The organism is Brevibacterium sp. ACRRH (genome assembly GCF_022346365.1).
In the GTDB taxonomy this organism is placed as follows: domain Bacteria; phylum Actinomycetota; class Actinomycetes; order Actinomycetales; family Brevibacteriaceae; genus Brevibacterium; species Brevibacterium paucivorans.
In genome coordinates this window covers 89,119-115,413 of the sequence record NZ_JAKRMN010000008.1, presented here as the reverse complement: position 1 = coordinate 115,413, position 26,295 = coordinate 89,119, and the positions used below count along the sequence as shown (strand labels likewise).

The 26,295-nt window shown below is 59.4% G+C and carries 27 protein-coding genes and 1 rRNA gene; 27 read left to right on the top strand and 1 reads right to left on the bottom strand.

The features are described 5' to 3' along the window. The 27 genes from rrf to MHX53_RS09170 all read left to right on the top strand — a co-directional run bounded on the left by rrf (position 1) and on the right by MHX53_RS09170 (position 24,963). Positions 1 to 116: ribosomal RNA gene (gene rrf, locus MHX53_RS09295) — 5S ribosomal RNA — on the top strand. A gap of 75 nt (positions 117 to 191) precedes the next feature. Next, positions 192 to 1,211 (top strand): nitronate monooxygenase, encoded by a 1,020-nt coding sequence (locus tag MHX53_RS09290; protein WP_102238376.1) that lies wholly within the window; start codon positions 192 to 194, stop codon positions 1,209 to 1,211. A 32-nt stretch (positions 1,212 to 1,243) separates the two neighbouring features. Next, on the top strand, positions 1,244 to 2,209 hold the full coding sequence (locus MHX53_RS09285; protein ID WP_239272399.1) for a hypothetical protein: 966 nt from the start codon (positions 1,244 to 1,246) through the stop codon (positions 2,207 to 2,209). Between the two features lie 2 nt (positions 2,210 to 2,211). Next, positions 2,212 to 3,177, top strand: a complete 966-nt coding sequence (locus MHX53_RS09280; protein ID WP_102238302.1) for an HAD-IIA family hydrolase — start codon at positions 2,212 to 2,214, stop codon at positions 3,175 to 3,177. Then, on the top strand, positions 3,174 to 3,308 hold the full coding sequence (locus tag MHX53_RS11660) for a hypothetical protein (protein ID WP_257994493.1): 135 nt from the start codon (positions 3,174 to 3,176) through the stop codon (positions 3,306 to 3,308). Before MHX53_RS09280 ends, MHX53_RS11660 begins: the two co-directional genes overlap by 4 nt. Beyond that, positions 3,308 to 4,060, top strand: a complete 753-nt coding sequence (locus MHX53_RS09275; protein WP_102238301.1) for a TlyA family RNA methyltransferase — start codon at positions 3,308 to 3,310, stop codon at positions 4,058 to 4,060. Before MHX53_RS11660 ends, MHX53_RS09275 begins: the two co-directional genes overlap by 1 nt. Beyond that, entirely contained in the window at positions 4,057 to 4,965 is a 909-nt protein-coding gene (locus MHX53_RS09270; RefSeq protein ID WP_102238300.1) for an NAD kinase, read from the top strand. The genes MHX53_RS09275 and MHX53_RS09270 overlap by 4 nt, the downstream gene beginning before the upstream one ends. Beyond that, on the top strand, positions 4,962 to 6,668 hold the full coding sequence (gene recN, locus MHX53_RS09265) for a DNA repair protein RecN (protein WP_239272398.1): 1,707 nt from the start codon (positions 4,962 to 4,964) through the stop codon (positions 6,666 to 6,668). Before MHX53_RS09270 ends, recN begins: the two co-directional genes overlap by 4 nt. A 21-nt stretch (positions 6,669 to 6,689) precedes the next feature. Then, positions 6,690 to 7,478 (top strand): putative cytokinetic ring protein SteA, encoded by a 789-nt coding sequence (gene steA, locus MHX53_RS09260; RefSeq protein ID WP_239272396.1) that lies wholly within the window; start codon positions 6,690 to 6,692, stop codon positions 7,476 to 7,478. A 25-nt stretch (positions 7,479 to 7,503) separates the two neighbouring features. Beyond that, positions 7,504 to 8,412 carry a copper transporter gene (locus MHX53_RS09255; protein ID WP_239272394.1) on the top strand — a complete coding sequence of 303 codons (909 nt, stop codon included), beginning with the start codon at positions 7,504 to 7,506 and terminating at the stop codon, positions 8,410 to 8,412. Between the two features lie 62 nt (positions 8,413 to 8,474). Beyond that, complete coding sequence (locus MHX53_RS09250) at positions 8,475 to 9,584, top strand: group 1 glycosyl transferase (protein WP_239272392.1); 1,110 nt, start codon at positions 8,475 to 8,477, stop codon at positions 9,582 to 9,584. Next, positions 9,584 to 10,216, top strand: a complete 633-nt coding sequence (locus tag MHX53_RS09245) for an NUDIX hydrolase (protein ID WP_239272390.1) — start codon at positions 9,584 to 9,586, stop codon at positions 10,214 to 10,216. Before MHX53_RS09250 ends, MHX53_RS09245 begins: the two co-directional genes overlap by 1 nt. Next, complete coding sequence (locus MHX53_RS09240) at positions 10,213 to 11,151, top strand: tyrosine recombinase (RefSeq protein WP_239272388.1); 939 nt, start codon at positions 10,213 to 10,215, stop codon at positions 11,149 to 11,151. The genes MHX53_RS09245 and MHX53_RS09240 overlap by 4 nt, the downstream gene beginning before the upstream one ends. 35 nt (positions 11,152 to 11,186) lie before the next feature. Further along, positions 11,187 to 12,038 carry an AAA family ATPase gene (locus tag MHX53_RS09235; protein WP_293847642.1) on the top strand — a complete coding sequence of 284 codons (852 nt, stop codon included), beginning with the start codon at positions 11,187 to 11,189 and terminating at the stop codon, positions 12,036 to 12,038. Continuing rightward, positions 12,035 to 12,820: a ScpA family protein gene (locus MHX53_RS09230; protein ID WP_239272404.1), complete on the top strand. Its 786-nt coding sequence runs from the start codon at positions 12,035 to 12,037 to the stop codon at positions 12,818 to 12,820. The genes MHX53_RS09235 and MHX53_RS09230 overlap by 4 nt, the downstream gene beginning before the upstream one ends. After that, entirely contained in the window at positions 12,795 to 13,346 is a 552-nt protein-coding gene (scpB, locus tag MHX53_RS09225) for an SMC-Scp complex subunit ScpB (RefSeq protein ID WP_239272386.1), read from the top strand. The genes MHX53_RS09230 and scpB overlap by 26 nt, the downstream gene beginning before the upstream one ends. Continuing rightward, positions 13,343 to 14,158, top strand: coding sequence for a pseudouridine synthase (locus MHX53_RS09220; RefSeq protein ID WP_239272384.1), 816 nt, complete (start codon positions 13,343 to 13,345; stop codon positions 14,156 to 14,158). The genes scpB and MHX53_RS09220 overlap by 4 nt, the downstream gene beginning before the upstream one ends. Further along, positions 14,155 to 15,243, top strand: coding sequence for a prephenate dehydrogenase (locus tag MHX53_RS09215; RefSeq protein ID WP_239272382.1), 1,089 nt, complete (start codon positions 14,155 to 14,157; stop codon positions 15,241 to 15,243). The genes MHX53_RS09220 and MHX53_RS09215 overlap by 4 nt, the downstream gene beginning before the upstream one ends. Then, positions 15,240 to 15,920: a (d)CMP kinase gene (cmk, locus tag MHX53_RS09210; RefSeq protein WP_239272380.1), complete on the top strand. Its 681-nt coding sequence runs from the start codon at positions 15,240 to 15,242 to the stop codon at positions 15,918 to 15,920. Before MHX53_RS09215 ends, cmk begins: the two co-directional genes overlap by 4 nt. Further along, a complete protein-coding gene (gene der, locus MHX53_RS09205) occupies positions 15,917 to 17,428 on the top strand; it encodes a ribosome biogenesis GTPase Der (RefSeq protein WP_239272378.1) in 1,512 nt (503 codons plus the stop codon). Before cmk ends, der begins: the two co-directional genes overlap by 4 nt. Beyond that, positions 17,428 to 18,681, top strand: a complete 1,254-nt coding sequence (locus MHX53_RS09200) for an AI-2E family transporter (protein WP_239272376.1) — start codon at positions 17,428 to 17,430, stop codon at positions 18,679 to 18,681. Before der ends, MHX53_RS09200 begins: the two co-directional genes overlap by 1 nt. 3 nt (positions 18,682 to 18,684) lie before the next feature. After that, the gene (locus MHX53_RS09195; protein WP_204515782.1) at positions 18,685 to 19,320 is read left to right on the top strand and encodes an L-threonylcarbamoyladenylate synthase; all 636 of its coding nucleotides are present in this window, start codon (positions 18,685 to 18,687) and stop codon (positions 19,318 to 19,320) included. A gap of 85 nt (positions 19,321 to 19,405) precedes the next feature. Beyond that, positions 19,406 to 20,155 carry an SDR family oxidoreductase gene (locus MHX53_RS09190; RefSeq protein WP_219722362.1) on the top strand — a complete coding sequence of 250 codons (750 nt, stop codon included), beginning with the start codon at positions 19,406 to 19,408 and terminating at the stop codon, positions 20,153 to 20,155. A 12-nt stretch (positions 20,156 to 20,167) separates the two neighbouring features. Continuing rightward, complete coding sequence (locus MHX53_RS09185) at positions 20,168 to 21,367, top strand: acetyl-CoA C-acyltransferase (protein ID WP_239272374.1); 1,200 nt, start codon at positions 20,168 to 20,170, stop codon at positions 21,365 to 21,367. A 60-nt stretch (positions 21,368 to 21,427) separates the two neighbouring features. After that, the gene (locus tag MHX53_RS09180; protein WP_239272372.1) at positions 21,428 to 23,089 is read left to right on the top strand and encodes an AMP-binding protein; all 1,662 of its coding nucleotides are present in this window, start codon (positions 21,428 to 21,430) and stop codon (positions 23,087 to 23,089) included. Positions 23,090 to 23,154: 65 nt separating this feature from the next. Then, the gene (locus MHX53_RS09175) at positions 23,155 to 24,492 is read left to right on the top strand and encodes an MATE family efflux transporter (protein WP_239272370.1); all 1,338 of its coding nucleotides are present in this window, start codon (positions 23,155 to 23,157) and stop codon (positions 24,490 to 24,492) included. 9 nt (positions 24,493 to 24,501) lie between these two features. Then, positions 24,502 to 24,963, top strand: coding sequence for a GNAT family N-acetyltransferase (locus tag MHX53_RS09170; RefSeq protein WP_239272368.1), 462 nt, complete (start codon positions 24,502 to 24,504; stop codon positions 24,961 to 24,963). A 19-nt stretch (positions 24,964 to 24,982) separates the two neighbouring features. On the opposite strand, the gene MHX53_RS09165 is transcribed toward MHX53_RS09170, so the two are convergent. Next, on the bottom strand, positions 24,983 to 26,287 hold the full coding sequence (locus MHX53_RS09165) for a M1 family metallopeptidase (RefSeq protein WP_239272366.1): 1,305 nt from the start codon (positions 26,285 to 26,287) through the stop codon (positions 24,983 to 24,985). Positions 26,288 to 26,295 lie beyond the last annotated feature (8 nt).

The following is a 26,295-nucleotide window of genomic DNA, read 5'->3' as shown; positions in this document are numbered from 1 at the left end:
GCGGTGGTTATAGCGTCAGGGAAACGCCCGGCCCCATTCCGAACCCGGAAGCTAAGCCTGACAGCGCTGATGGTACTGCACACGAGAGTGTGTGGGAGAGTAAGACACCGCCGCAAAACCAACTTCACGAAAAGGAGGAGACCACGAAGCCGTGGCCTCCTCCTTTTCACATTCATGACATACTGACACGCATGAGCGTGCTTACCGATCTACGTGTACCCATCCTGTGCGCACCCATGGCAGGCGGACCATCGACCCCCGAACTCGCCGCTGCAGTCACCAACGCTGGGGGCTTAGGCTCCATCGCAGCTGGCTATCTCAGCCCGGAAGACTTCGACCAGATCCTGACACAAACGCGTGAACTCACTGACCTTTTCAACGCGAACATCTTCGTCCCCGAAACAGTTCGGTCAGACACCGATAACCTCAAACGCTACGCAACCGCACTCGGAGAAGCATTCAGCGAAGCAGTAGACGTCCCGGAGTTCAACGACGACCACTTTAGAGACAAGATTGACATTGTTCTCGACCACACACCCGCGATTGTCACGTTTACATTCGGCCTGCCAGACGCCGCAATCATCCAACGTGTTCAATCCAACGGAAGCCACGTAGGCGTCACAGTAACTAGTACGGCAGAAGCAGTGGCATCGGTCAAAGCCGGAGCAGACTTTCTCATCGTGCAATCGACGGAAGCCGGCGGGCACCTGTCGGTTCATCGACAAGACCAGGCAGTGACGCCAACCGTACTTCCGGTCTTAGTGCAAGAAGTACGCAATAAAGTCTCTGTGCCACTTGTGGCAGCCGGGGGAATTGGTACCGTGCGGCAGGGACAGCGAGCCCTTGACGCTGGTGCCCAAGCCGTATCCATCGGCACGCGTTTTCTCACTGCCGCTGAAGCCGGAACCAAACCTGCGCACGCACACGCGCTGATCAGCAGGGAGTTCTCGTCAACGGTGCAAACCAGGGCATTTTCTGGACGCATTGCACGCGGACTCGCCAACACGTTCACCTCCACTATGGAACCTGAACAGATTGTGGGATACCCACATGTTCACTACATGACGTCGCCTATCCGCAAGGCGCACGCCAACGACCCGCAGATGCTCAACCTGTGGGCTGGCACCGGCTTCACCCACTGTGTGACGCAGACCGCGAGCGACATTGTGCGCGAGTTCTCGGCGTTGAGGGTTGATCGTCGACACGGGTAGAGTAGATGTTCGATCGACATGAACGGAGCGTAGTGAACAACTTTAAGGGACGTCGCCCAGCGCGTCGTGGCGGACAGGATAGACGGCGCCAGCAGCAGCCCGGAAAACACTCCCGAGGATATGACCGACCTCGGAAGATGAAAGAACCCGAACTGCCGGAAGGCGTCTCAGGGCGCATTCTTTCCTCCTCCGTTCACCAACAGCTCACTCCGCTTTCGCGCGAACACCGTGAAGTCGTCTCCAACCACTTGGCGGCCGCGGGAACCCTTATCGACTCCGACCCCGAGGCGGCATACCAGCACGCCCGGTACGCAGTCGAATCAGCAGGTCGGATTGCGGCCACGCGCGAAGCACTAGGGCTCGTCGCATACCGCCTGGGCAAGTACGACGAAGCCCTCCGCGAGCTCCGCACCCACAAACGCATCACCGGAGCAACCGAGAACATTCCCGTCATCGCAGACGCCGAGCGCGGGCGCGCAAAACCCCAAAAAGCTCTGGACATGTTCGCAGAGGCGAAGCAGTCAGATTTCGACCCGCAAACGTGGATCGAATTCGTGCTCGTAGTGGCCGGGGCACACATGGACCTGGACAACTTGCCAGCGGCGAAAGCTCTCATCGAAGCACAAGGGTTCACCGGACACGCCCCCGGGTCGGCAGTCCGACTCTTAAGCATGTATGCGGATATTCTGCGCGCTCAAGGCGACACAGAAACCGGCGACAAGTACGAAGAACTCGCTCGGCGTACCGCGCAACGCACCAACGTTCTCTTCGGTGACGAAACGCCAGACCCCAACGAGGGCATCCAGATCATCACGATCGAAGAAGAACCGGAAGAAGAATCAGAAGAAGAACTGGCTGAAGAAGAACCAGCGACAGGAGAACCCGACGAAAAGCCGGAACCAGAGGACACCTCGGCGCCGGACCCCAACGTTGACGTCGAAGACGAATTAGACGAAATCCTGGAAGAAGCCGGCATCGACCCAGAAACCGTTCGCTAAACATGTACGACGCGATCCTTCTTGACCTTGACGGTGTGATCTACCGGGGGAAAGAACCCATCCCGGGGGCATCGCAGGCTCTGCAAACGTGGCACAACGCCGGCACTCCGTACGCGTTCATCACCAACAACGCGGCACGTGACGTCGAAGAAATCGCGCAGACGATTGCGTCGTTCGACATCCACTGCACGCCACAGCACGTGCGGACGTCCGCGCAAGCTGCAGCCGAAAAGCTCGCGCACGACATCGACACCGACTCCGCTGTTCTCGTTTTGGGCAGCGAGTTCTTGCGTTCATGTGTCGCGTCGCACGGGTTTAGCGTCATCACCCCTGACAACCGCGACTGGCTCACCCAGAACACTCCGGCGGCAGTGGTGCAAGGGTTCGGCCCAAGCACCACGTGGACAGACATCTCCTGGGCCATCACGGCCGTGCGTAACGGCGCCCAGTACCGTCCAACGAACCCGGACAAGGCCATCCCCACCGGCCGGGGGATCATGCCCGGAAACGGGACGTTCGTCGACATCGTGGCCAGATTCAGCGGTGCCACCCCCGTGTACGCTGGCAAACCCGAACCCACCATGCTCACCCAGACCATCGACGCGATGGGCGCGTCCAATCCGCTCATGGTGGGGGACCAGCTTGAAACCGATATCGAAGCAGCCGTGGCAGCCGGGATCGACTCGGCACTCACACTCACGGGCGTGACCAGTATCGACGCCGCATTGCGTGCTCCGCAGCACCAGCGCCCCACCCGGATCGTGTCCGGGCTACCTGATCTGCTGGAAGAGCTCCCCGTCGCCGAGGTGGGCCCCACCGAAGCGCGGTGTGGTTCGGCTTCCGTGCGGGTTGAGGCGGGTGTCGTGGCCCACGACGGAGATCCGTTACTGGCAGCGAACGCAGCCCTGGCTTACATGCACGCCCACAACACTGGCCTGGACGCCGGCACCTTGAGCGGGCAACTGTGAACTGGGAACAGCGCGCCCAGGAGATTCAAGCGTTACCTGGGGGAGACCTCGGCGAGATTGGTACCGCAATCACCCAACTGCACGAACTTCTTGACTCCATGGCCACAGAGCTGGATGGGTTACGGCCCTAGTGCCCAGGCTCGACACCGAACTGGTGGCCCGCGGACTCGTCGCCTCGCGTAACCGGGCCGCCCGCGAAATCGCAGCAGGCAACGTCACCGTCAACGGTCATCCAGTGACAAAACCCAGCCACGCAGTAGGGCCCCATGACCAGCTGGCGCTCACCCAAGCAGACCCGTGGGTAGCGCGGTCGGCGCACAAACTCTTAGGCGCGTTCAGTGATCTGGGAATTGACCGGGTAGACGGGCTGACATGCTTGGACGCGGGTGCCTCTACAGGCGGATTCACTCAAGTCCTGCTCACAAACGGAGCTGCGCACGTCTACGCAGTGGACGTGGGCCACGACCAACTCCACGCGAGCCTGCGTACCGATCCGCGCGTGACGAACCTCGAAGGGCACAATTTGCGTGAACTCACCCCAGAGTGGACGCGTGGCGAAGTAGACCTGGTTGTTGCCGATGTGTCCTTTATTTCCCTCACGCTGTTCATCGACCGGCTCATGCACGTCACACGCCCCGGCGGGCACCTGCTCCTCATGGTGAAGCCCCAGTTCGAACTGGACCGTTCGGCCTTAGACAAACACGGAGTGGTCACCTCGGAGCAGAAACGGCACGAGGCCGTCGACCGGGTTATCACGCACATGCGTTCGGCAGGTGCGCACATTCTGCGAACCCACGAATCTCACCTTCCTGGACCCAGCGGAAATATCGAGTATTTCGTCTACGCTGAAAGTCCGGTAGTTTCACAAGGGGAGGTGACATGAGAAATATCGTCGTCGTTTTGCACCCGCACCGTGCGCACGCCAGACAGGCGGCGCTGAACGTGTGCTCGCTTCTGCACGCAGAAAATGTCACCCCAGTCATGTCCCACGACGATTACGCCGGACTGGTCAGCTACGAAGGCGAACCGTCGACCCCCATCAAAGTGCTGTCGGCCAATGAACTCGAAACCGCAGACCCTGAACTCATCATGGTCTTGGGAGGCGACGGCACCATTTTGCGCGCGGCCGGCATGTACCACGAAACCGCGGTCCCCATCATGGGAATCAACCTGGGCCACGTGGGATTCTTAGCCGAGTCGGAACGCAAGGAACTCGAACAAGCCACCCAAGCCGCCATCATGCGCCAGTACTTTGTCGAACAGCGCATGGCGCTCGACATCTCCGTCACGCAAGACGGCCACCTGCTCCACCGCGATTGGGCTCTCAACGAAGCCACGATCGAAAAGGGGCGCTACTCCTCAATGATCGAAGTAGTCGTGGGGGTGGACTACCGGCCCGTGTCGTCGTTCGGATGCGACGGGGTCATTTTCGCAACCCCCACGGGCTCCACCGCGTACGCGTTTTCTGCCGGTGGCCCGGTTGTGTGGCCGGAAGTCGAAGCGCTCCTCATGATCCCCATTTCTGCCCACGCGCTTTTCACAAAACCGCTGGTGGTGTCGCCGCGTTCACGCTTGGGCGTGGAGTTCATTCCCACTCAGTCGCACACCGACGCGCAACTGTGGTGCGACGGACAACTTCGGTTCAAAGTCCCCGCAGGTGCCCGCGTCGAAGCCGTGCGTGCGCAAAAGTCCGTCTCGCTGGCTCGACTCAACCGCGACCTGTTCACCGACCGCCTCGTGGCTAAGTTCCAGCTTCCCGTCAGCGGGTGGAGGGGGCCACAAGCGTGATCGAGTCACTGTCGATTAACAACATGGGCGTGATTGAAAACGCCCACGTGGACTTGCGCCCAGGCTTCACCGTGGTGACCGGTGAAACAGGTGCGGGAAAAACCATGTTCGTGTCCGCGCTGAACCTGCTCACGGGCGCACGGGCAGAAACCCAGGCCGTGCGCACTGACGCTTCCAAGGCCGTTGTTGAGGGGATCTTTTCCGTAGATTCCCAGCCCGAGGTCGTCGACCGGGTGGAGGATGCCGGCGGGTCCGTAGATGACGGCGAGTTGGTGGTCACCAGGACGATTCCCACCTCGGGACGGGCCCGTGCCACGGCCGGCGGACGCACGGTACCTATCGCAGTTCTTTCCCAAGTGGGGGAGAAGCTTGTGAGCATGCACGGCCAGTCGGAACAGCTGACGTTGCGCTCCGCGTCTAAACAGCGCGAACTGCTGGACACATACGGTGGCCAAAAGCTGGCGCGCGTGCGTGACGCATACGTGAACGCATTTGAGGAATGGAAACGTGTTCAAGCGCGAGCACAAGAGTTGCACGCGAGCGAACAGGAACGCAACGTTCGCATTGAATATCTCGAAGGGGCGCTTGCACACATTGACCGGGTTCGCCCGGTTGACGGTGAGGATCAGCAGCTCAAAGGAATTGTGCTGAAGCTAGAAGCCGCCGATGACGTGAAACAGACAGTCCAGACGGCATGCGACATGCTGGTCAGCGACGGTTTTTCCGAAGCCCCCACAGTCGTAGATCTGTTGCACCGCGCAGCCGACCACGTCAACCACGCACGCGCTCACGACGAAGCGGTGAAAGAACAAGCCGAAGCCCTGACGGCGTTGGCCCTGTCCGCATCGGACGTGGCCTCTGAGCTGTCTGCGTACCTCGCGAGCTTCGCGGAACTCGATGACGTGTCGCTCGAAGATACGCACACGCGAATCGCTCAGCTGGCTGAACTCGAACAGTACGGCGAAGACGTCGAGGCCGTTCTGGAGTTTGAAACGAAAGCCGGTGAAGAGCTCCTTCAGTTGCGTGCCGACAGTTCTGACCTCGCTGGGATCGACGAACAACTCAGCCAGTGCGAAACTTCATTGCACGAGCACGCCCGTGCGCTCACCGAGGCTCGCACGAGTGCCGCACGCGACTTTACCGACGCAGTTCAGGGAGAACTCACCGCCCTTTCCATGCCACACGCCCGCGTCATCTTCGATCTTGAACCCACGGAGCCCGGGCCCCACGGAGCAGATACGATCCGCCTGCTGTTTTCCGCTCACGGGGGAACCGCGCCGGGCGATATCTCCAAGCTGGCCTCCGGCGGTGAACTTTCGCGCGTGATGCTTGCGATTGAAGTGGTGATCGCGCGTGCGCACGCATTCCCCACGTTCATTTTCGACGAGGTTGACTCCGGCGTAGGCGGTGCCGCAGCTACTGAAATTGGGCGCCGCCTGGCGCTTCTTGCACGACACAGCCAGGTGATTGTTGTCACACATTTAGCCCAGGTTGCGGCATGGGCAGACACACATTTGGTGATTCGCAAAGACGATTCCAACCCCTCCGGAGCAGTCTCTGGAGTGACAGAAGTCGCGGATAATCAACGCGAAGCCGAACTGGCTCGCATGTTGGGTGGGGTGAGTGACTCCGCCGCCGCGCGTGAACACGCAACGGAACTCATACAGACGGCCCGCGCCCAGAAACAGGGCTTTGTGGGCTAAACATGTCACAATGATTCGATAATGACGCAAAAGAAGGACCCGCGCATTCAGCTCGACTCGCTGGTAGGCGAGTTCGCGAGCGAACTTGGCGCCACGTTACACGAACACCCGGACCTCGTTGAGTCCGACATCGAGCTTCCTGAACTTCCTCAGTCGCTTCGCTCACGGCAAGCACTGGTTGTGGTCGCTGGCGCGCACTACAAAGAAGACCTCGAAATGTTGCGCGGGTACATCAAGGAATACAAGCCAGTCCTGATCGGCGTCGACACAGGTGCCGACGCCCTGCTGGACGCCCGGCTCACGCCCGACATTATTGTGGGAGACCTCAACTCGGTCGCCGATGCGTCAGCGAACTGTGGCGCACTGCTCTTAGCCCACTCACCTGACGAGGACGGTTCCGCAGGTACGGAACGCATGAAATCGCAAGAGCTGAAGTATCACAAGCTTCCCACTCTGGGCAGCAACCGCGACGCAGGTTTGCTCGTGGCAGATTCGCTGGACGCGCCTCTTATCGTGGCCGTCGGAAGCAATGACGTGCTCACCGACATGGTCGACGACGATGCGACCCTGTACGGCCCCAGTCTCATCACCCACTTACGCTTGGGAACTCGCCTGATCAATGCAAAAGGTGTCTCGCTTCTGTACCGGCGGCAGTTCTCCAACTGGTTCTTGGCAGGACTGGCGTTAGCCGGCCTGTTCGCCCTGTTTGTCGCACTCATGGCAACCGCTGCCGGACAGACCTTCTTGGGTCTTTTGGGTGCGCAATTCGATGGATTCTTTAGCTGGATAGGTAATCTCTTTTCGTGGTGATACCTCCCCGGATGGAAGGACAACTGTGATTGATTTTCGCTATCACCTAGTGAGCATCATCTCTGTGTTTTTGGCACTGGCCGTAGGGATCGTCCTGGGCGCAGGGCCACTCAAGCAACCCATTGGTGAATCTCTTCAGTCACAGGTCGATTCGTTGCGTTCTGACCGCGACGATCTGCGCACCAAACTCGACACCGCAAACGGTTCAATCGACAAACTGAACACGTACATCACGGAGTCGGCCCCTGCGCTTCTCACCGACACTCTCAAGGGAACGAAAGTCACCCTGGTCTCAACCCCAAACACACCCTCGCAGACCATCAAGGACGTGCAAGGGCGCCTAGAAGATGCCGGAGCCTCCGTGAGCGACGGGGGACAGCTTACTCCTGAGTCACTCAAACCTGAAGAGAGCGAAAAAGCAATCGAAGCTCTCAAAGAGATCGACCCCAAGCTTCCAGCCGACCCACGTGAGGCATTCGAGAAAGCGATTGCTCACGCCTACGCCGGTGAACATGAAGGCGCATATAACGCTGATCAAGCCACCAAAGTGATCGACGAACTGCGCTCGGCTAAACGCCTCAACGGCGGAAGCTACGCACGTGCCGACGTCGTGGTGTTCCTCTTAGGCGACTCCACTGAAGAAGACGCGCAACCCGTAGACGACTACACGGGACTGCTCACTGAACTTGGCGCAACAGCACCCACCGTTGCGTCTGGCACAGTGGACAGCGGAAGCCAGGGCGCCGTGAAACAACTGCGTGACCGCAAGGTTCCCGCTACCACTGTCGACGGCGTTGACCTTTCAGCTGGCACCGTCATTACAGCCCTTGCAGTTGCCGATCTCCAGTCCACCAAAAAACACCAGTCATACGGGTTCGCTGACAGTGCAAAAGCACTCGTGCCTAATCCACTTCCTGAACCTCGCAAAGGCTGATCTTGAACTCGGGTGGAATTCGATAGGCTAGGCGTATGGGTCCCACCGGTGAAAGGAACACAATGAGTGAACTGCTACCTGCAGACACACGCATTATGCACGTTCTGACTGACGCTAATTCGGTTCTCGCAGAAGTAGCACGTCACGCAATTCAGGCACAGCTCGACGCTGGCTACCGTGTGGCAGTTGCGTCGCGCGAGTCGGTTTTCAAGGCCTTGAACGTGGCCGGCGACCGCTTGCGCCACATCGAAATCGGAGCAGGTGCAGGCTTTCGCCTGGATGACCCAAACACGGCGCTGACACTGCACAAGTACTACCGACACATCGACCTGGTCCACGCGCACGGTCTGCACGCTGCAGCTCTTGCCGGCGCTGGTCTGACCGGCCTGCCGCAGTCCATGCACCCGTCGATTGTCGCTTCGGTAGGGCGTGACGGCAGCATGCTCGCTGACGCCCAGGCACAGATCGTCGCCAAAACTGCCACGGTGGTTTTGGGAACCACAGAACCTATCGTCGAAAAGTACGTGGACACTGTTGCGGTCGTGGAACGTGCCCAGTTGCTCTCAAGCGACGTTGACCCGGTTGCTCAGCCACGGCTGTCGCGCGAAGAGGCGCGCGACCTGCTCGATGTTCCGTCTGGTGCGTGGCTGGTGTCGAGCCCTGTCGCTCTCATTGATTCCCCTGCCGTGACCACCATCGCCGAGGTGGGTGTCCGGTTGGCAACGTACCGCTCCGACCGCTCGTGGGTGTTCGCACTGACCGGTGGCGGACGTTCCCGCTCTACGGTGCGCAGCGGAATCGTCGACAGGGTCGAGCACATGCGTTTGGCAGAAGAAGTGTCCACGGTCGATGTTTTGGCAGCGTCCGATGTCGTTGTGGCGTCTGACCGGATGACTACGGTTGACGCTGAACGTCTCATGCAGTTGGGCCGTCCGGTTGTGTTCGTCGGCTCGGAACAAAACGGTCGCATGTACGGCGACGGTGTTCCACAGTTCGCGCCAGACGACGTGGACGGTGCGCTACACGCTGTTGCGGAACTTATCGACCGCCCGGCCCTGCGCGTGCAAAACGGAATCCACGCTCACGACCGCGTGAGCACTGCGCGCCACACGTTCATCGCTGACCACCTCTTGAGCGTGTACGCACAGGCGCTTGTCCTCAACGACGACTAATGCGCGACCAGTACGTCGACACGCACATTGTCGACAGCTCGGTGGTTTTCACTGGTGCTGTGTGGGACGTGGTTGAACAACGCTTCGTGCTACCAGGAACTGACACCGCACTCACCCGCCAGGTCATGCGCCACCCGGGTGCTGTGGCCGTTGTGGCTCTCGACGACGACAACCGCGTCATGCTCATGCAACAGTACCGGCACCCGCTACGAGTCATCGAGTGGGAGGTTCCCGCTGGACTTCTGGACCACGCTGGAGAAGAACCACACGAGGCCGCTGCAAGGGAACTGCGCGAAGAAGTCGACTTAAGCGCCAAAACCTGGAACGTACTAGCCGATCAGCTGACCTCACCAGGCGGGTCCTCCGAGGCGCTGCGCATCTACCTGGCCCGCGATGTTACTACGCATCCCGCCAGCGAACGCACGGCTGAAGAAGCTCAGATCAAACCTCACTGGGTGTCCTTGAACGACGCTGTCAACGCGGTGATGGCCGGCCACATCACAAACGCAACCGCCTGCTTGGGCATTCTGCACGCGGCCAGGCACGCGGAGACCGGCTTTACGAACCTGCGTCCAGTCGATGACCCGTGGCCCGCACGTGACCACCTGCTCAACGGATTCCTGAACTCGTGACCGGGGCACGGCACGGGGCAGGCCTCCTGCCGGATGCCCCCTCGGGTCTCATCCGCCCCGTGAGTGAGTACCTCACGTACCTCCAGCTGGAACGCGGAAGCTCACGCAACACCGTCGACGCCTACGCCCGCGACCTCGCAAAATACGTCACCTACCTTGCAGACGCAGGGGTCAACGACCTCGGGGCCGTCACTAGCGAACACGTTGCCGGTTTCATTGAGCACATTGCGCACCAGAACTTTGCCGTGACGTCCAGAGCCCGGATCACGGTAGCTGTGCGCAGGCTCCACCACTTCACGGCTGCCGAAACCGGGGGAGCGAGCCCCGCCGATGACGTGCAACCACCTACGGACACGATGCGGCTTCCCAAAGCGCTGAGCGTCGACGAGGTGGGCCGGCTCATTCACGCTGCCGGCGACCCACACAGCGCCGACCCCGCCCAGTTGCGTGCCGTCGCTTTAGTGGAATTCCTGTACGCCACCGGCGCTCGCATCAGTGAGGCCGTGGGGGTTGACCGTGACGACGTCGATGTGGACGCCGGCATTGCGCGCGTGTACGGAAAAGGTAACAAGGAACGCCTGGTGCCGTTGGGCTCCCACGCTATCCAAGCGTTGGGGGCGTGGTTGACGCGCGGCCGGCCTGCGTGGGCCGCCTCAAGTCCCGCTGTTTTTCTCAACGCCCGAGGTGGCAGACTGTCCCGCCAAAGCGCGTGGGCGATCGTGAAAAAGGCGGCCGAGGTTGCCGACGTTCCGGGTGTCACTGCGCACTCGCTGCGGCATTCGTGCGCGACCCACTTGGTGGAAGGTGGGGCGGATATCCGAATTGTCCAAGAACTCTTGGGGCATTCGTCCGTGACAACCACTCAGATATACACTCAGGTCACGAGCCAAGCGCTGAAAGAGGTCTATGCATCGACCCACCCCAGAGCGCGATAGGGTGAAAGAAGATCGTTTCGAAGAAAGGCACGTGCGTGGAAGAACAGGAACTCGGACCCACCGGCCGGCCGGTTCGACAATTTCCGGAACCGCCACCGCTTGAAAGCCACGGTCCCGCACGGATCATCGCGATGGTCAACCAGAAAGGTGGCGTGGGTAAGACCACGTCGTCGGTCAACTTGGGTGCCGCTTTAGCGGATTACGGGCGTCGCGTACTGCTGGTCGACTTCGACCCACAGGGCGCACTGTCGGTGGGCCTGGGGCTCAACCCGCACGACTTGGAACAGAGCGTGTACAACGTGCTCATGTCGAGTCGCGTGAACCCGTCAGACGTCATCCAGCACACGGAACACCAGCTCATTGACGTGTTGCCGGCCAACATCGACCTGTCAGCCGCAGAAGTTCAGCTGGTCAACGAGGTAGCGCGCGAACAGGTGCTGGCCCGGGCTCTAGACAAAGTCGCCGACGAATACGATGTCATTCTCATTGACTGCCAGCCCTCCCTGGGGCTTCTCACCGTCAACGCGTTGACGGCAGCGCACGGTGTCATCATTCCGCTTGAAACCGAATTCTTTGCTCTGCGCGGTGTGGCCTTGTTGGTCGAAACAATTGAGAAAGTTCAAGACCGCCTCAACCCAGGTCTTGAAATCGACGGTATTTTGGCCACCATGTTCGACGGGCGCACCCTGCACGCCCGCGAAGTGATCTCACGTGTTGTCGACGCGTTTGATGACAAAGTGTTTGAAACCGTCATCAACCGCACCGTGAAGTTTCCAGACGCCTCCGTGGCCGCCGAACCTATCACCAGCTTCGCACCCAAGCACTCGGGCGCGGAGGCCTACCGGCAGCTGGCTCGTGAACTCATCTCCCGAGGTGGGGCTCCCTGAGCCACGAATTTGTTGTTGAACTCGACAACTTTTCCGGCCCGTTCGACCTTCTGCTTGGGCTCATCAGTAAACGTAAACTCGACATTACCGATGTAGCCCTCGCGGAAGTCACTGACGAGTTCGTCGAACACGTTAACGTGCTTACCACCTCGGCCCAGGAAGCCGGCTGGAGCACAGCCAAAACCCTGGACCAACTCTCCAACTTTCTGCTGGTCGCCTCCACCCTGCTTGACCTTAAAACCGCGCGCCTGCTGCCCGCCGGGACGGTCGAAGACGAACTCGATTTAGAACTCCTCGAAGCCAGAGACCTTCTCTTTGCGCGACTCTTGCAATACCGCGCGTACAAAGCCGTGTCTTTTGAACTGGGCGAACGGATCACCCAAAACGGATATTCGGTGGCCAACAGCGGCAACATGAGCGATTTCCAGGGCGTTCTGCCGCCTCTCATCATGTCGGCGACACCGGATATGTTGGCCGCCATGTATGCGACCGTGTTGGCGCGCGACACCACGCCGCCCACCGTGTCGATCGACCACATTCACCTCCAACACGTCAGCGTTCCCGAACAACGCGCCCATATTCTTGGTTTGCTCACCGAACGTGAGACGATTACATTTGATGAACTTGCCCAGACGGCCGACTCCACCCTGGTGGTCGTCGCACGGTTTTTAGCACTGCTGGAGTTGTTTAAAGCCGGCACAATCGATCTGGACCAAGACGCACCGCTGAGTACACTCGTCATCTCCGGGAGGACACATGACACCACTGACCACACGGATTGAAGCGATCCTGACGGTCATTGGCGAACCGGTGACCACCGACGAACTCGCAACCGCACTTGACGCCAATCCTGAAGACATTGAGCAGGCGATTGAAGAACTACACGACGAGTACTCCACCGGACGCGTCAGCGGTTTCGAGATCCGCAAGTCAGCTGGTGGGTGGCAGTTCTATTCGCGGTCAGAACACTACGACACCGTCAAACAGTTCCTGACTCGCGGCCAAACCGCCAAGCTCAGCCAAGCAGCCCTGGAAACCTTGGCAGTTGTCGCCTACGCACAGCCCGTGACCCGCGCGCGCATCGCAGCCATTCGAGGCGTTAACGTCGACGGGGTGGTGCGCACGCTACTCATGCGCGGTCTCATCGTTGAAGCCCCAAAAACAGAAGGCCCCACCCAGTTCGTCACCTCCCACGTGTTTCTATCAGCCATGGGAATCGACAGCCTCGACGAACTTCCAGCAATCGCACCATTCCTCCCAGAAGACGTTCCACAAGAAGCCACCTTTGACACGAAGGAAACAACGTGAACTTTGACAAGAAGCGCCCCAGCCGCAAACAGCGCGAAGCTAACATCGCCCGCGCCCAGAAACAAACCACCTCGGACCCACACACCCAAACCGGGGTGCGCCTCCAAAAAGTCATGGCGGACGCCGGACTGGGGTCGCGACGCACGTGCGAACAGATGATCCTGGACGGGCGCGTGGAAGTCGACGGCCACATCGTGATCGAACTGGGTACCCGAATCGACCCCTCCAAGCAGCGCCTAGTGGTCGACTCCATGCCCATCGAGGTGAACTCCGAAAAGGTGTACTTCGCACTCAACAAACCCTCCAAGGTCGTCTCGTCCATGGGCGACCCCGAAGGCCGGCGCAACCTCGACGAGTTCGTCCGCGACCGCACCGAACGCCTCTTCCACGTGGGGCGCTTGGACTACGAAACAGAAGGGCTGCTCCTTCTGACAAACGACGGGGACATGGCCAACCGGCTCACCCACCCACGCTATGAAATCCCCAAGAAATACCTGGCCCAAGTCAAGGGACCCGTTGCCAAAGATGTGGGCGCTCGCTTGCGTGAAGGAATTGAACTGGACGACGGCATCAGCCGGGTGGACTCGTTCAAACTCATCGACTCCCAGCCCGGGGTGGCCTTGGTGGAAGTGATTCTGCACTCCGGGAAAAACCGGATTGTTCGACGCCTGCTCAGTGCTGTGGGCAACCCGGTCTTACGCCTGGTGCGCACCGAGTTTGGGCCCATTGCCCTTGCAGAACAGCGCCAAGGCAAAATGCGGCAACTGCGCCCGGAAGAGGTTTCAGAACTCATGAAAGCTGTTGATCTGTGAACGTACACATTGTAGGGACTGGGCTGTTAGGCACCTCGCTTGGCCTGAGCTTGTCCCGGCACGGTTACCGTGTCACCCTCGAAGACCTTTCACCCACGGCCGTGCAGCTCGCCGCCGACATGGGAGCCGGCGAAGCGGATCACCCTCAGGACCCCGACGTCGTTGTCATTGCCACGCCACCCGACGTGGTCGCACAGGTCATTGTCGACGCACTGCGCACATGGCCCAACGCCACCATCACCGATGTCGCAAGCGTCAAAACCGCCATTCTGGACGCAGTCAAACAACACACCCGCGATCGGGAACTGGACCGTTACATCGGTTCACACCCCATGGCTGGCCGCGAAAAGTCCGGCGCGATCGCAGCCCGGGCCGACCTGTTCATGGGCCGTCCGTGGGTCGTGTGCTCCGACGAAGACACCCCACAGGAGCGCTTGGAACAGGTCGTGACAATCGCGCAGGCCGTAGGTGCCTCGGTCATGCACCTGGACCCGCTGTTCCACGACTCCTCAGTCGCACGAGTCTCCCACGCCCCGCAAGTCGTGGCCTCGATCATGGCTGCCCAGCTGATCGACATGCCCTCAGAAGGTGTTGCGCTCGCCGGTCAGGGGCTGCGAGACACCACCCGGATTGCGGATTCTGACCCGGGGTTGTGGACTCAGATTTTGGCGGGTAACGCCGCCGAGGTGGCAGCGGTGTTGCGTGATATCCGCAGTGATCTGGATAGAGTGATCGACGCGTTGGACGTGCGTCCGGGATCGCTGCGAACGATCGCCGGTTCGATTGCAGCTGGAAACGACGGCCGGGCTCGGATTCCCGGTAAGCACGGAATGGCACCGGCAACCTATGAGACGGTCACGGTGTACGTGGACGACGCACCGGGAACGCTGTCACGGCTGTTTGCCGACATCGGTGGCCTGGGTGTGAACATTGAAGACATCCGGATCGACCACGCCACGGGCGTTAAACTGGGTAGCGTCGAACTTTCGGTAGTGCCCGCTCACGTGCAAGTTCTTGTGCAAGGCTTAAGCGAAAACGGGTGGCGTCTACCGGAGCAGGCTCTCGATCCCAAGGAGGAAAAGTGACCGTTATTGCTATCGATGGCCCCAGCGGAGTTGGGAAGTCCAGCGTTTCGCGTGAGGTTGCGCGTCGTAACGGCTTTGGGTACTTGGACACGGGGGCGATGTACCGGGCGATGGCGTGGCTGTGCTTGCAGCGTGGAGTGAGTGACCCCGGCGACGTGGTTGAACAAATCCGTGGCGTGGACTTCGAAATCTCGACCGACCCAGAACACGCTTCCGTCGAGGTCGACGGGATCGACGTCACCACCGACATTCGGTCAGAAGATGTCTCTACGAATGTGCAGGTTGTTTCAAGCGTGCCTGACGCTCGCGAAGAACTCATCGGCATGCAGCGTGACATCATTTCTCGCGTGAGCGCAGACAAAGGCGGGATCGTCGTTGAAGGGCGTGACATTACTACGGTCGTTGCACCCGACGCCGATGTTCGGATTCTTATGACCGCCCGTGAAGACGTGCGCATTGCTCGTCGGGCAGGCGAGATCCACGGTGAAGCAACCGAAGAGTCAGTCGAGGCCACCCGCGCTCAGGTCGCTGACCGTGACCGCAAGGATTCAGCAACCACCAGCTTCCTCACGGCGGCCGAAGGCGTCCACACGCTGGACACCACCCACATTGATTTCGACGAATCGGTTGAGGCCGTCATGGGGCTCATTCACCAGGCGGACGGCGGTAACAAGTGACCAAGGAACCCGAATTTTCGCCCGTTCCTGACGAGGATTTCCACGAACGCTTCTCCGCTATTGATGGAGACGAAGAACGGCTCAGAGAAGAAAGTCTGCGAGCCGGCCTCGACGACTACGAACTCGAGGACGAAGACCGCGAACTTCTGGACCGTTCCCCGGACGACCACGACGCGAGTGGCCCCACGGGACCGTCACCGATCCTCGCGATTGTAGGCCGTCCAAACGTGGGTAAATCCACGCTGGTAAACCGTATTTTGGGCCGACGCGAGGCCGTGGTTGAAGACGTGCCTGGTGTGACCCGTGACCGCGTGAGCTACACGGCTCACTGGGCTGGCCGCGACATCACCCTGGTGGACACCGGCGGATGGGACATCGATTCGAAGGGGATGGCCTCACGGATCGCTGAACAAGCTGAAATCGCGGTCGAACTCGCCGACGCCGTTGTGTTCGTACTCGACGTACACACCGGTATCACCTCGACCGATGAGCACATTGTTCGCATGCTTCGCCGCACCGGTAAACCGGTGATCGTAGCGGCGAACAAGGTTGACGATGAGCGCTCGGAGTTGGCCGCGTTTGAGCTGTGGAACCTGGGGCTGGGCGAACCGTCACCGGTTTCGGCTATGCACGGCCGAGGTGTCGCTGACCTTCTGGACCGAGCTGTCGAAACTCTCCCCGCCGTGTCCGAAGTCGACCAGATGGTGGAAGAAGGCGGGCCGCGCCGGGTGGCTCTCATTGGTCGCCCGAATGTGGGGAAGTCTTCGCTTCTCAACCGCCTTGTAGGTAGTGAACGTGTCATGGTGGACAACGTGGCTGGAACCACCCGCGACCCCGTGGACGAACTGGTGGTCTTGGGGGATCGGCAGTGGCGTTTTGTGGACACGGCCGGTATCCGTAAGCGGGCACGGCAGTCGTCTGGGGCTGACTATTACGCCGCCTTGCGTACGCAGACGGCTTTGGAACGCGCCGAGGTGGCATTGGTTTTGTTGGAAGCCGACCAGCCTATCTCGGAGCAGGATCTGCGTGTGATCAACAGCGTCATTGAAGCTGGTCGCGCCCTGGTTTTGGTGTTTAACAAATGGGACTTGCTCGATGAGGACCGGCGTCTCGAGCTCGAAAAGGAAATCGAGCTACAACTTGGTCACGTGTCGTGGGCGCCACGTGTGAACATTTCGGCAAAGACGGGGCGTCACGCCGACAAGCTGGTGCCCGCCCTCGACGCGGCCCTGAAAGGATGGGATACGCGGATTCCGACCGGTCGTCTCAACGCTTTCTTGGGCGAACTCGTTGCCGCGAACCCTCACCCGTTGCGCGGAGGAAAACAGCCACGCATTCTGTTTGGAACGCAGGCTCACCCGCGTCCGCCCAAGTTTGTTCTGTTCACTACGGGATTCTTGGACCCGGGGTACCGGCGGTTCATTACGCGTCGCTTGCGTGAAACGTTCGACTTCACGGGAACCCCAGTTGAGATCAACATGCGCATTCGCGAGAAAAGGAAGCGCTAGTGGACACTGATTCCACTCGCCAGCCGATTCTTCCGCGATTCCTCATCATTGTTTTAGGACTCGCGGGTTTGGCGTTTGGAATCCAGTTTGTGCAAGGGCTGCAAACGATCGTGGCCCCTGTGTTCTTGGCGCTGAACCTGGTGGTCGTGGTGCATCCGCTGCAGGCGTATCTGATTTCTAAACGCGTGCCAGCGATTGTTGCAGCGTCGATCACTGTGGTGTTGGTCATGGCTCTGTTGGTTGCGTTCTTTGGGCTCAACGCGTGGGCAATCGCCGAACTGGTCATTGTGCTTCCCAGCTATTCGGGAAAACTGGCGGAACTCTACGGGGACATCATTGGCGTCACCACATCGTGGGGACTTACCCCCGAAGTCATCCAGAGCCAACTCAACGCATTCGATTTTTCGTCCTTGACCGACGCGGCCCTGAAAGTGCTGTCAAACGTGTCGGCCATTGTTGCGTTGTTGACCACGGTCATCATGACGGTGTTCTTCGTGATTATGGATTCGCTTCAGTTCCCGGCTCGTTTACAGGCGATCAGCAACGTGGCCCCACAGTTCACCTACGCCATGCGCTCCTTTGGGCAGGGCGTGCGACGCTACTGGATCGTGGCTACGATTTTTGGTCTGATCGTGGCGGTCTTCGACGTCATTGCTCTGTGGATCATTGGTGTTCCGCTCGCTTTAGTCTGGGGTGTTCTGGCTTTTACCACCAACTACATCCCCAACGTGGGGCTCATCATTGGCCTGGTTCCACCCACCCTCATGGCGCTTCTAGAAGGAAGTTGGTGGGACGCATTCTGGGTCGTCGTCGCGTACTTGACGCTCAACTTCGTCATCCAGTCGATTATCCAGCCAAAGTTCACAGGCGAATCGGTGGGCGTGACCCCCTTTATCTCGTTCCTCTCGCTTCTGTTCTGGTACTGGGTCTTAGGGCCGCTGGGCGCTCTTCTGGCCCTGCCTGCCACCCTGTTGGTCAAGGCACTCTTGGTGGACGCTGACCCTCGGGCGCGGTGGATCAACCTGCTGATCTCGTCAGGTTTTAACCGGCACACCGGCAAAATACTCGCCACGTCTGGAGCGCCCATGGGCCCGGAACCGGAAGCCACCTCGGAAACAGAACCCACCGCGGAACCTGCACCCACCTCGGAACCTGCACCCACCTCGGAGCCGGAAGAGGACCCACAAACCAACTCGGGAGATGCAGAAGGCCCCGAAAACCCGGGAACCACCTCGGGGGACGCCATAAAATAAAGCATGGCTGAAATTCTTGAGATCCATCCGGAAAACCCTCAACCACGACTCATTTCATCTGTTGTTGACGTGATCACAAACGGCGGTTTGATCGCCTACCCAACGGACTCGTGCTACGCGCTTGGGTGTTCGCTGGACAACAAGGACGGCATCGAACGCATTACGCGGATTCGGCAGTTGAACGCGAAGCACCACTTCACGCTCATGTGTCACGACTTTGCTCAGCTGGGCCAGTTTGTCATTGTCGACAACAGCGCCTTTCGTACCATTAAAACGCTCACGCCTGGGCCGTATACGTTTATTCTCAAGGCCACAAAAGAGGTTCCCCGGCGCATGTTGCACGCCAAGAAAAAGACTGTGGGAGCACGCATTCCGGACAATCGACTGTCGCTGGATCTGATTGAGCGCGTGGGGGAGCCGATCCTGTCGTCCACCTTGCTGTTGCCGGGTGAAGATGAGCCTTTGACTGATCCGGTTGATGTGGAAGCGCGCATTGGCAAGCTGGTTGATGTCATTGTGGCTTCGGGGGTGCCTGGAACTACTCCGTCGACTGTTGTGGACTTCTCCAGTGGCGCTCCCGTTGTTAGGCGCGTGGGGGCGGGGTCTATCGATCTGTTCGACACGGTCGACGAGGACTGAACACACGTGAGAACCGGTTGCGTCTAAACGAGTGTTCAGTTAAGAATGTGATAGACCACACAGACGTGGAGAATAGAGGTTGATTGTGAATAGAACTGCAATTGTCACCGGTGGAGCTCGCGGAATTGGCGCGGCTATCGCTACTCGTCTCGCACAGGACGGGCACAACGTAGCCGTCATCGACCTGCGCGAAGAAGACACTCAAGCCGTTGTCAAAGAGATCGAAGCGGCAGGCGGAAAAGCACTGGGAATCGGTGCCGACGTTACCGACGAAGCCTCCGCAACCCAAGCCGTTGAACGTATCGCTGAGGAACTGGGCGCGCCCACCATTCTGGTGAACAACGCAGGCATCATTCGCGACGACATGCTCTTCAAGATGCCACTGGACGGCTTCACCAAGGTCTTGGACGTTCACCTCACGGGTAACTTCATCATGACTAAGGCCGTGCAGAAATACATGGTGGAAGAAAAGTTTGGTCGCATCATTTCCATGTCATCCACCTCGGCGCTGGGTAACCGTGGGCAGACCAACTACTCGGCAGCAAAGGCCGGGATTCAGGGCATGACCAAGACGTACGCGTTCGAACTGGGCAAGTTCGGCGTGACCGCAAACGCTATTGCTCCTGGATTCATCCAAACCGACATGACCAAGGCCACGGCAGAACGCCTGGGCATGGACTGGGAAGAGTTCGTCAAACTCAACGTCTCCCAGATCCCTGTTGCACGCCCAGGTGTCCCAGAAGACATCGCTCACACCGCGTCGTTCTTGGCTTCAGAAGGCGCCGGATTCGTTTCCGGTCAAGTCATTTACGTCGCCGGTGGGCCACGCAACTAAAGGAGACGACTCATGACAGACGCAGTCATCGTTTCAACTGCACGCACCCCCATTGGTAAGGCTTACCGCGGTGCGTTTAACAACACGCAGTCGCAGACACTCGCTGGTCACGCGATCGAGCATGCAGTCAAGCGCGCCGGTCTCGAAGGTGGCGAAGTCGAGGATGTCGTGATCGGTGCAGCTCTTCAGCAGGGTGCCCAGGGCGGTAACGTGGCACGTCAGGCCGCAATCCGCGCGGGCCTGCCTGTTGAAGTGTCCGGCATGAGCGTGGATCGCCAGTGTGCCTCTGGCTTGATGGCGATTTCGATTGCTGCCAAGCAGATTCTGGTTGACGGTATGAATGTCGCTGTGGGTGGTGGCGTTGAGTCCGTGTCGCTGGTTCAGAACGACAAGATGAACACGTTCAAAACCAAGGACCCGTGGATCGTTGAGCACCGCCCGGACACGTACTACTCCATGTTGGAAACCGCCGAGGTCGTGGCTAAGCGGTATGGCGTGTCCCGTGAGGCTCAAGACGAGTATTCGTACCAGTCGCAGATGCGCACGGCGGCAGCCCAGGAAGCTGGGAAGTTCGACGACGAGATTGTTCCTTTGGAATCCACCATGCTGGTGCAGGACAAAGAGACAAAAGAGATCTCGGAAAAGACGCTGACGCTCACCAAGGACGAAGGTAACCGTCCGTCCACAACGCTTGAAGGACTCGCAAGCCTCAAGCCGGTGCTGGAGCCCAGTGAACTGTCCGACACTCCGTGCATCACCGCTGGAAACGCGTCACAGCTTTCCGACGGCGCATCGGCAGCAGTTCTCATGAGCGATGCCGAAGCCTCACGCCGTGGCCTGGAGCCACTGGGCATCTACCGAGGGATCGCAGTTGCGGGTCTGGCGCCTGACGAAATGGGGATCGGACCGGTGTATGCGGTTCCTAAACTGCTCAAGCAACACGGGCTGACGGTCGATGACATTGGCCTGTGGGAGCTCAACGAAGCGTTTGCTGTTCAAGCTTTGTACTGCCGTGACCGTTTGGGAATTGACCCGGAAAAGTACAACGTCAACGGTGGCGGTATTTCGGTTGGACACCCGTATGGAATGACGGGCGCGCGCCTGACCGGGCACGCACTCATCGAAGGTAAGCGACGCGGCGCTAAATACGTTGTTGTCACCATGTGTGTTGGTGGCGGCATGGGCGCTGCAGGACTGTTCGAAGTCTGTTAAAAACCCTGACACCGGGTGGCCACCGCGCCACCCGGTGTCTTTGTCACAAAGGAGTGACCCATGAGCTGGATTGACGAAAAACCTTGGCTGAAAACCGCCTACGACAACCCTGAAGACGCAACTCCTATTGCTCTCACACCTCCGCTGGACCTGTGGATTGACGCGGTTAACGAGGTTCCTGAACACCCCGCGATCTACTACTACGGAACCGAACTCACATATAGTGACGTCGACCGCATGAGTAACGCGTTCGCCGCATACCTTTCCCACAACGGTTTTGGTGAAGGCGATCCACTGGGTGTGTACTTGCAAAACGTCCCGCACTACATGGTCGCGGTTATCGCCGTATGGAAACTTGGCGGAGTTGTCGTCCCACTCAACCCCATGTATCGGGACGAACTCGACCACATTTTCAGTGACTCCGGGGTGAAAGCACTCGTGGTTTCATCAGCGGCGTACATGGATCGAGTAAAGGACCATGCCGGGCACATTCCGCTGGTGGTGACGGTGGGCGAACACGATTTCGTCACCACCAACGAACCGGCCATTTTCGACATGTTCCCGCAACAGATCGACACTGGCCAGCCTGACTTCCTCACCGTTCTCAAAGAACATGACGGTGCCACGGTCCCCGTGAACAAACGCGCACACGACCCAGACGCGGTAGGCCTCATCGGGTACACCTCGGGAACCTCTGGCAAATCCAAAGGCGCGCTCTTGCCGTTTAAGGGGCTGGGCGTCAACTCACTCATGCTGGTGCACCGCTATAAGTTCGAACCCAAGCTGACGTTCTACCAAATGGCTCCGGTCTTCCACATCACCGGATTTGTATGCATTTTCTTGTCTGCAATCTCCACCAAAGCCACTCTGGTGCTCAACTATCGCTTTGACCCTGCAGTTGCGCTCAAGCAATTCCGCGAAACGCGCCCGGTCTACATGGCCGGGCCAGCCACAGCGTTCACGGCACTGCTCGCTCAGCCGGACTTCACGCCGGACGACTTCAGTTCCTTCCGCTCCATCATGTCCGGTGGGGCCGCCCTTCCTGAAGGCCTTGTCAAGAAGTTCGAAGAACGCGCGGGCATCTACGTAGGTCAAGGGTACGGGCTGACGGAAACCAGCGCTCAGTGCATTACCGTTCCCCACTGGTTGCGCGCCCCCGTGGACCCGGAGTCGGGCAACCTGTCGTGTGGTCTGCCCAGTGTGGACGCGCACGTGCGCATTGCTCGTGAAGACGGCTCCGACTGCGACCCAGGCGAAGTGGGCGAAGTCTATGTCAGCGGCCCCATGGTGGCGCACTGCTACCTCAACAACCTAACGGCAACAGAAACCGACATTCCGGACGGCGAACTCCACACCGGCGACGTGGGCTTCATGGACAAAGACGGATGGGTATACATCGTGGACCGCAAGAAGGACATGATCAACGCCTCCGGCTTCAAGGTGTGGCCACGTGAGGTCGAGGATGTCCTGTACCTGCACCCGGCCGTATCGGAAGCCGCCGTTGTGGGTGTCCCGGACGACTACCGCGGTGAAAACGTGGTCGCGTTCGTGACACTTCGGGCCGGCGAGGACGTCACTGAAGATCAGATCATCGAACACTGTCGCAAACACTTGGCGGCCTACAAAGCGCCACGCCAGGTGAACTTCATCGACGCACTGCCCAAGACCGCCTCGGGCAAAATCCTGCGCCGCGAAATGCGCGCGGTCGCCGCGGACCACTAACTTCCACTGCGATAGAAAAACCACAAAACCCACACGCACGGGCTAGCCCACTACAATTGGGGCCCGTGCGTGCTGTTGATCGTGACATTCTTCGTTTGGCGCTTCCGGCTTTGGGAGCGCTCGCTGCCGAACCCATCTTCCTCCTCGCCGACACTGCGATGGTAGGCCACCTGGGGAAGGACGCCTTGGCGTCCTTAGCCCTGGCCGGTGTGGTAGTGCAGACGGTCCTGGGACTCATGATTTTTCTCGCGTATGCGACCACCCCGCGTGTGGCCAGGTTTGTGGGCGCAGGGGATTACAGGCGCGCCGTGAGTGCCGGGTTTGACGGCATGTGGTTGGCCCTGGTGGTGTCCGTCGTTCTGGTGGCCGCCGGTCTGCCCCTGTTGGGCCCGGTTTTGCGCATGTTTGATCCCTCGCCCGAGGTGTTCGCCGGCGCCCTCTCATATGTCACCGTGTCATGGTGGGGACTGCCGTTTATGCTGATCGTGATTGCTGCGACGGGACTGTTGCGCGGTATGCAAGACACGGTGACGCCACTCGTCGTGGCGGCTGGCGGGTTTGGCCTAAACATTGGGCTCAACGCCGTGTTCATTTACGGAATGGGCTTAGGTGTTGCCGGTTCGGCGTGGGGGAGCGTGCTGGCTCATGCCGCCATGTGTTCTGTGTACCTGGTTTTCGCCGGGCGGGCAGCCCGGCGCCACAACGCCTCCTTGGCACCTGACTGGTCGGGAGTGTTGTCAGCGGCTTCCACCTCGGGCTGGCTTCTCATCCGATCCGCGAGCCTGCGCGCGGCTCTCATTGTGCTGGTATCTGTTGCCAGCGTGATGGGCACCGTGAGCCTGGCGGCTGTGCAGATTGCCCAGACCCTGTTCAACTCGCTTGCGCTGGTGCTGGACTCGCTGGCGATCGCCGGGCAAGCCATGATCGGACTGTACGTGGGTAAGGACGACACTCAGAAGGTGCATGTTGTCAAAACCCGCCTGATTGTGTGGGGTGTGGGCTTTGGAATCGTTGTGGGTGTTGTGCTCGCTGTTGTGAGTCCGTTTGTGGGCAGGGCGTTTACGTCCAGTCCCGAGGTCGTTTCCACTGTCACGGGCCTAGTGCTGATTCTGGCGGTAAGTATGCCTCTGGCCGGGTACGTGTTTACGCTTGACGGGATTCTTTTGGGCGCCTCGGATGCCCGGTATTTGGCACTGGCGCAGTTTGGTGCGGCTACCGGATTTGCCCTGCTGGTATGGGCGGCGATGGGCATGAGTTTCACGATCAGTACCCTGTGGGCGTGCTTCTGTTTTGGGTTCATGGCTTTCCGTGCCGTGGGCTTGGGGGCACGGATGCGCGGCGAAGGGTGGATTCGTCGTGCGCGCGCCGTTGCGGTACTCGACGCAAAGCAGAAGGAACATTAGCCTGGTGCCATGAACTTTAGTGGTGCGACAGAGCCGTCGACAACGCAACTTTTAGAACCGTTTCTCATGCAGTGCATTAACTGGCCGGGCACTCACACCAATTTTGACGAACTCGACCCGCACGTGCGTGCCTACGTTGAGGACTGGGGCAAAGAAGGCGACCACGCACTGATCGCGTGGGAAGACGACCAGCCTGTGGGGGCTGCGTGGGTCCGTTACTTGCCCCATGGGTACGGGTATATCGCCGACGATGTTCCTGAACTCGCAATTGCGGTCATTCCGGAGTTTCAGGGCCGGGGGATTGCGACCAAGCTCATTTCTAAACTCCATTCCAAGCTGTATGACGAAGGAATCGAGTCTGTGTCACTGTCGGTGAACCACGCCAACCCGGCGGCCGCACTGTTTGCCCAGTTGGGCTACATTACTGCCGGTGTTAACGGTGATTCGAGCTTGATGATCGCCTCGACCTAGAGCGGTTCTCAGGCGGTTCTTATAACAGCCCGCCTGGGAAAGGCGGGAGTGACTGTTCGTAGAGCCACGGCGTGAGCACATCGTTGGCACCTTCGCCACAGACCTGATTCGTCATGGTGAGGAAATCCGTTGTGGTGGCGTTCGCATGCTTATATGTCTGTGTCCAGGCGCGCAGAAGCGTGAAGAACTTCTCATCGCCCACGTGATGGCGCAGGGAATGAACTGCCAGCGCGCCCTTCTTATACACCCGGTCGTCAAACATGTCTGGGGCACCGGGATTAGTGAGAATGAGCCCAGGCTTGAGCTTGAGCAAGCCCCAGTGGCGCTTGGCATGACTCGAAGCCGCTTGGTGACCCTTGGACTCCGCCCACAGCCATTCGGAATAACACGCGAAACCTTCGTTGAGCCAGATATCTGACCACGTGGTGAGGCTGACAGAGTTCCCGAACCACTGGTGGGAAAGCTCGTGCGCCACTAAACGTTCGGCTTCCCAGGACTGGCCAACATGGTTGGGCCCCAGGATGGAAAGTGGTTGGCTCTCAAGCGGGATTTCTAAGTGTTCGTTGGTGACGACCACGCCGTAACGGTCAAACGGGTAGGGGCCAAAAAGGTCCTCAAACACGTTCATCATTTGGTGCTGCAGGCTCAAGAAGTTCTGTGCTTTAGCCCAGTTGTGTTCGGCCGTTGCAAGCGCCATGGGAATGCGAGACGCTTTATGCTGGCCAGGCTCCAGGGGTCCCATCTTGTAGGGGCCGATCTGGACGGTAGCCAGATACGTGGCCATGGGGACATTGCACTCCCAGACCCATTCGGTGCGCGATGCTTTGCGCCGGGTAGACGTGAGCGTTCCGTTCGCAATCGACACGTAGTCGGAGTCCGAGAGGATCGTGATGGTGTACGTGGACTTGTTCCGCGGGTGGTCGTTGCACGGGAACCACGTGGATGCGCCGTTGGGTTGACCGGCAACCAGCACGCCCTCTTCGAGTTCTTCCCAACCCACATCGCCCCATGTGCCCATGGCAGGGGCGGGATTTCCGTTGTAGCGAATCTCGGCACGAACTGGCGTCCCCGGAGTAAGCGCGGACCGGACGGTGACTTGACCCGGAGACTGCTTGAACCTGGTGGTCTTGCCGTTGACATACACCTTGGTGACGGTAAGACCAGACAAGTCGAGTTTAAAAGAACTGACCGCTTCGAGAGGTTCGATCTGGAGTGTGGCAATTCCGTTTAAACGGTTTGGGGCAGTGTGGTAGTCCAACCGCAGATCGTAGTGTGCAACTTTGTACGAAGTGCTCCCGCTCTGCGGTAGATAAGGGTCGGTCACGTAAATCC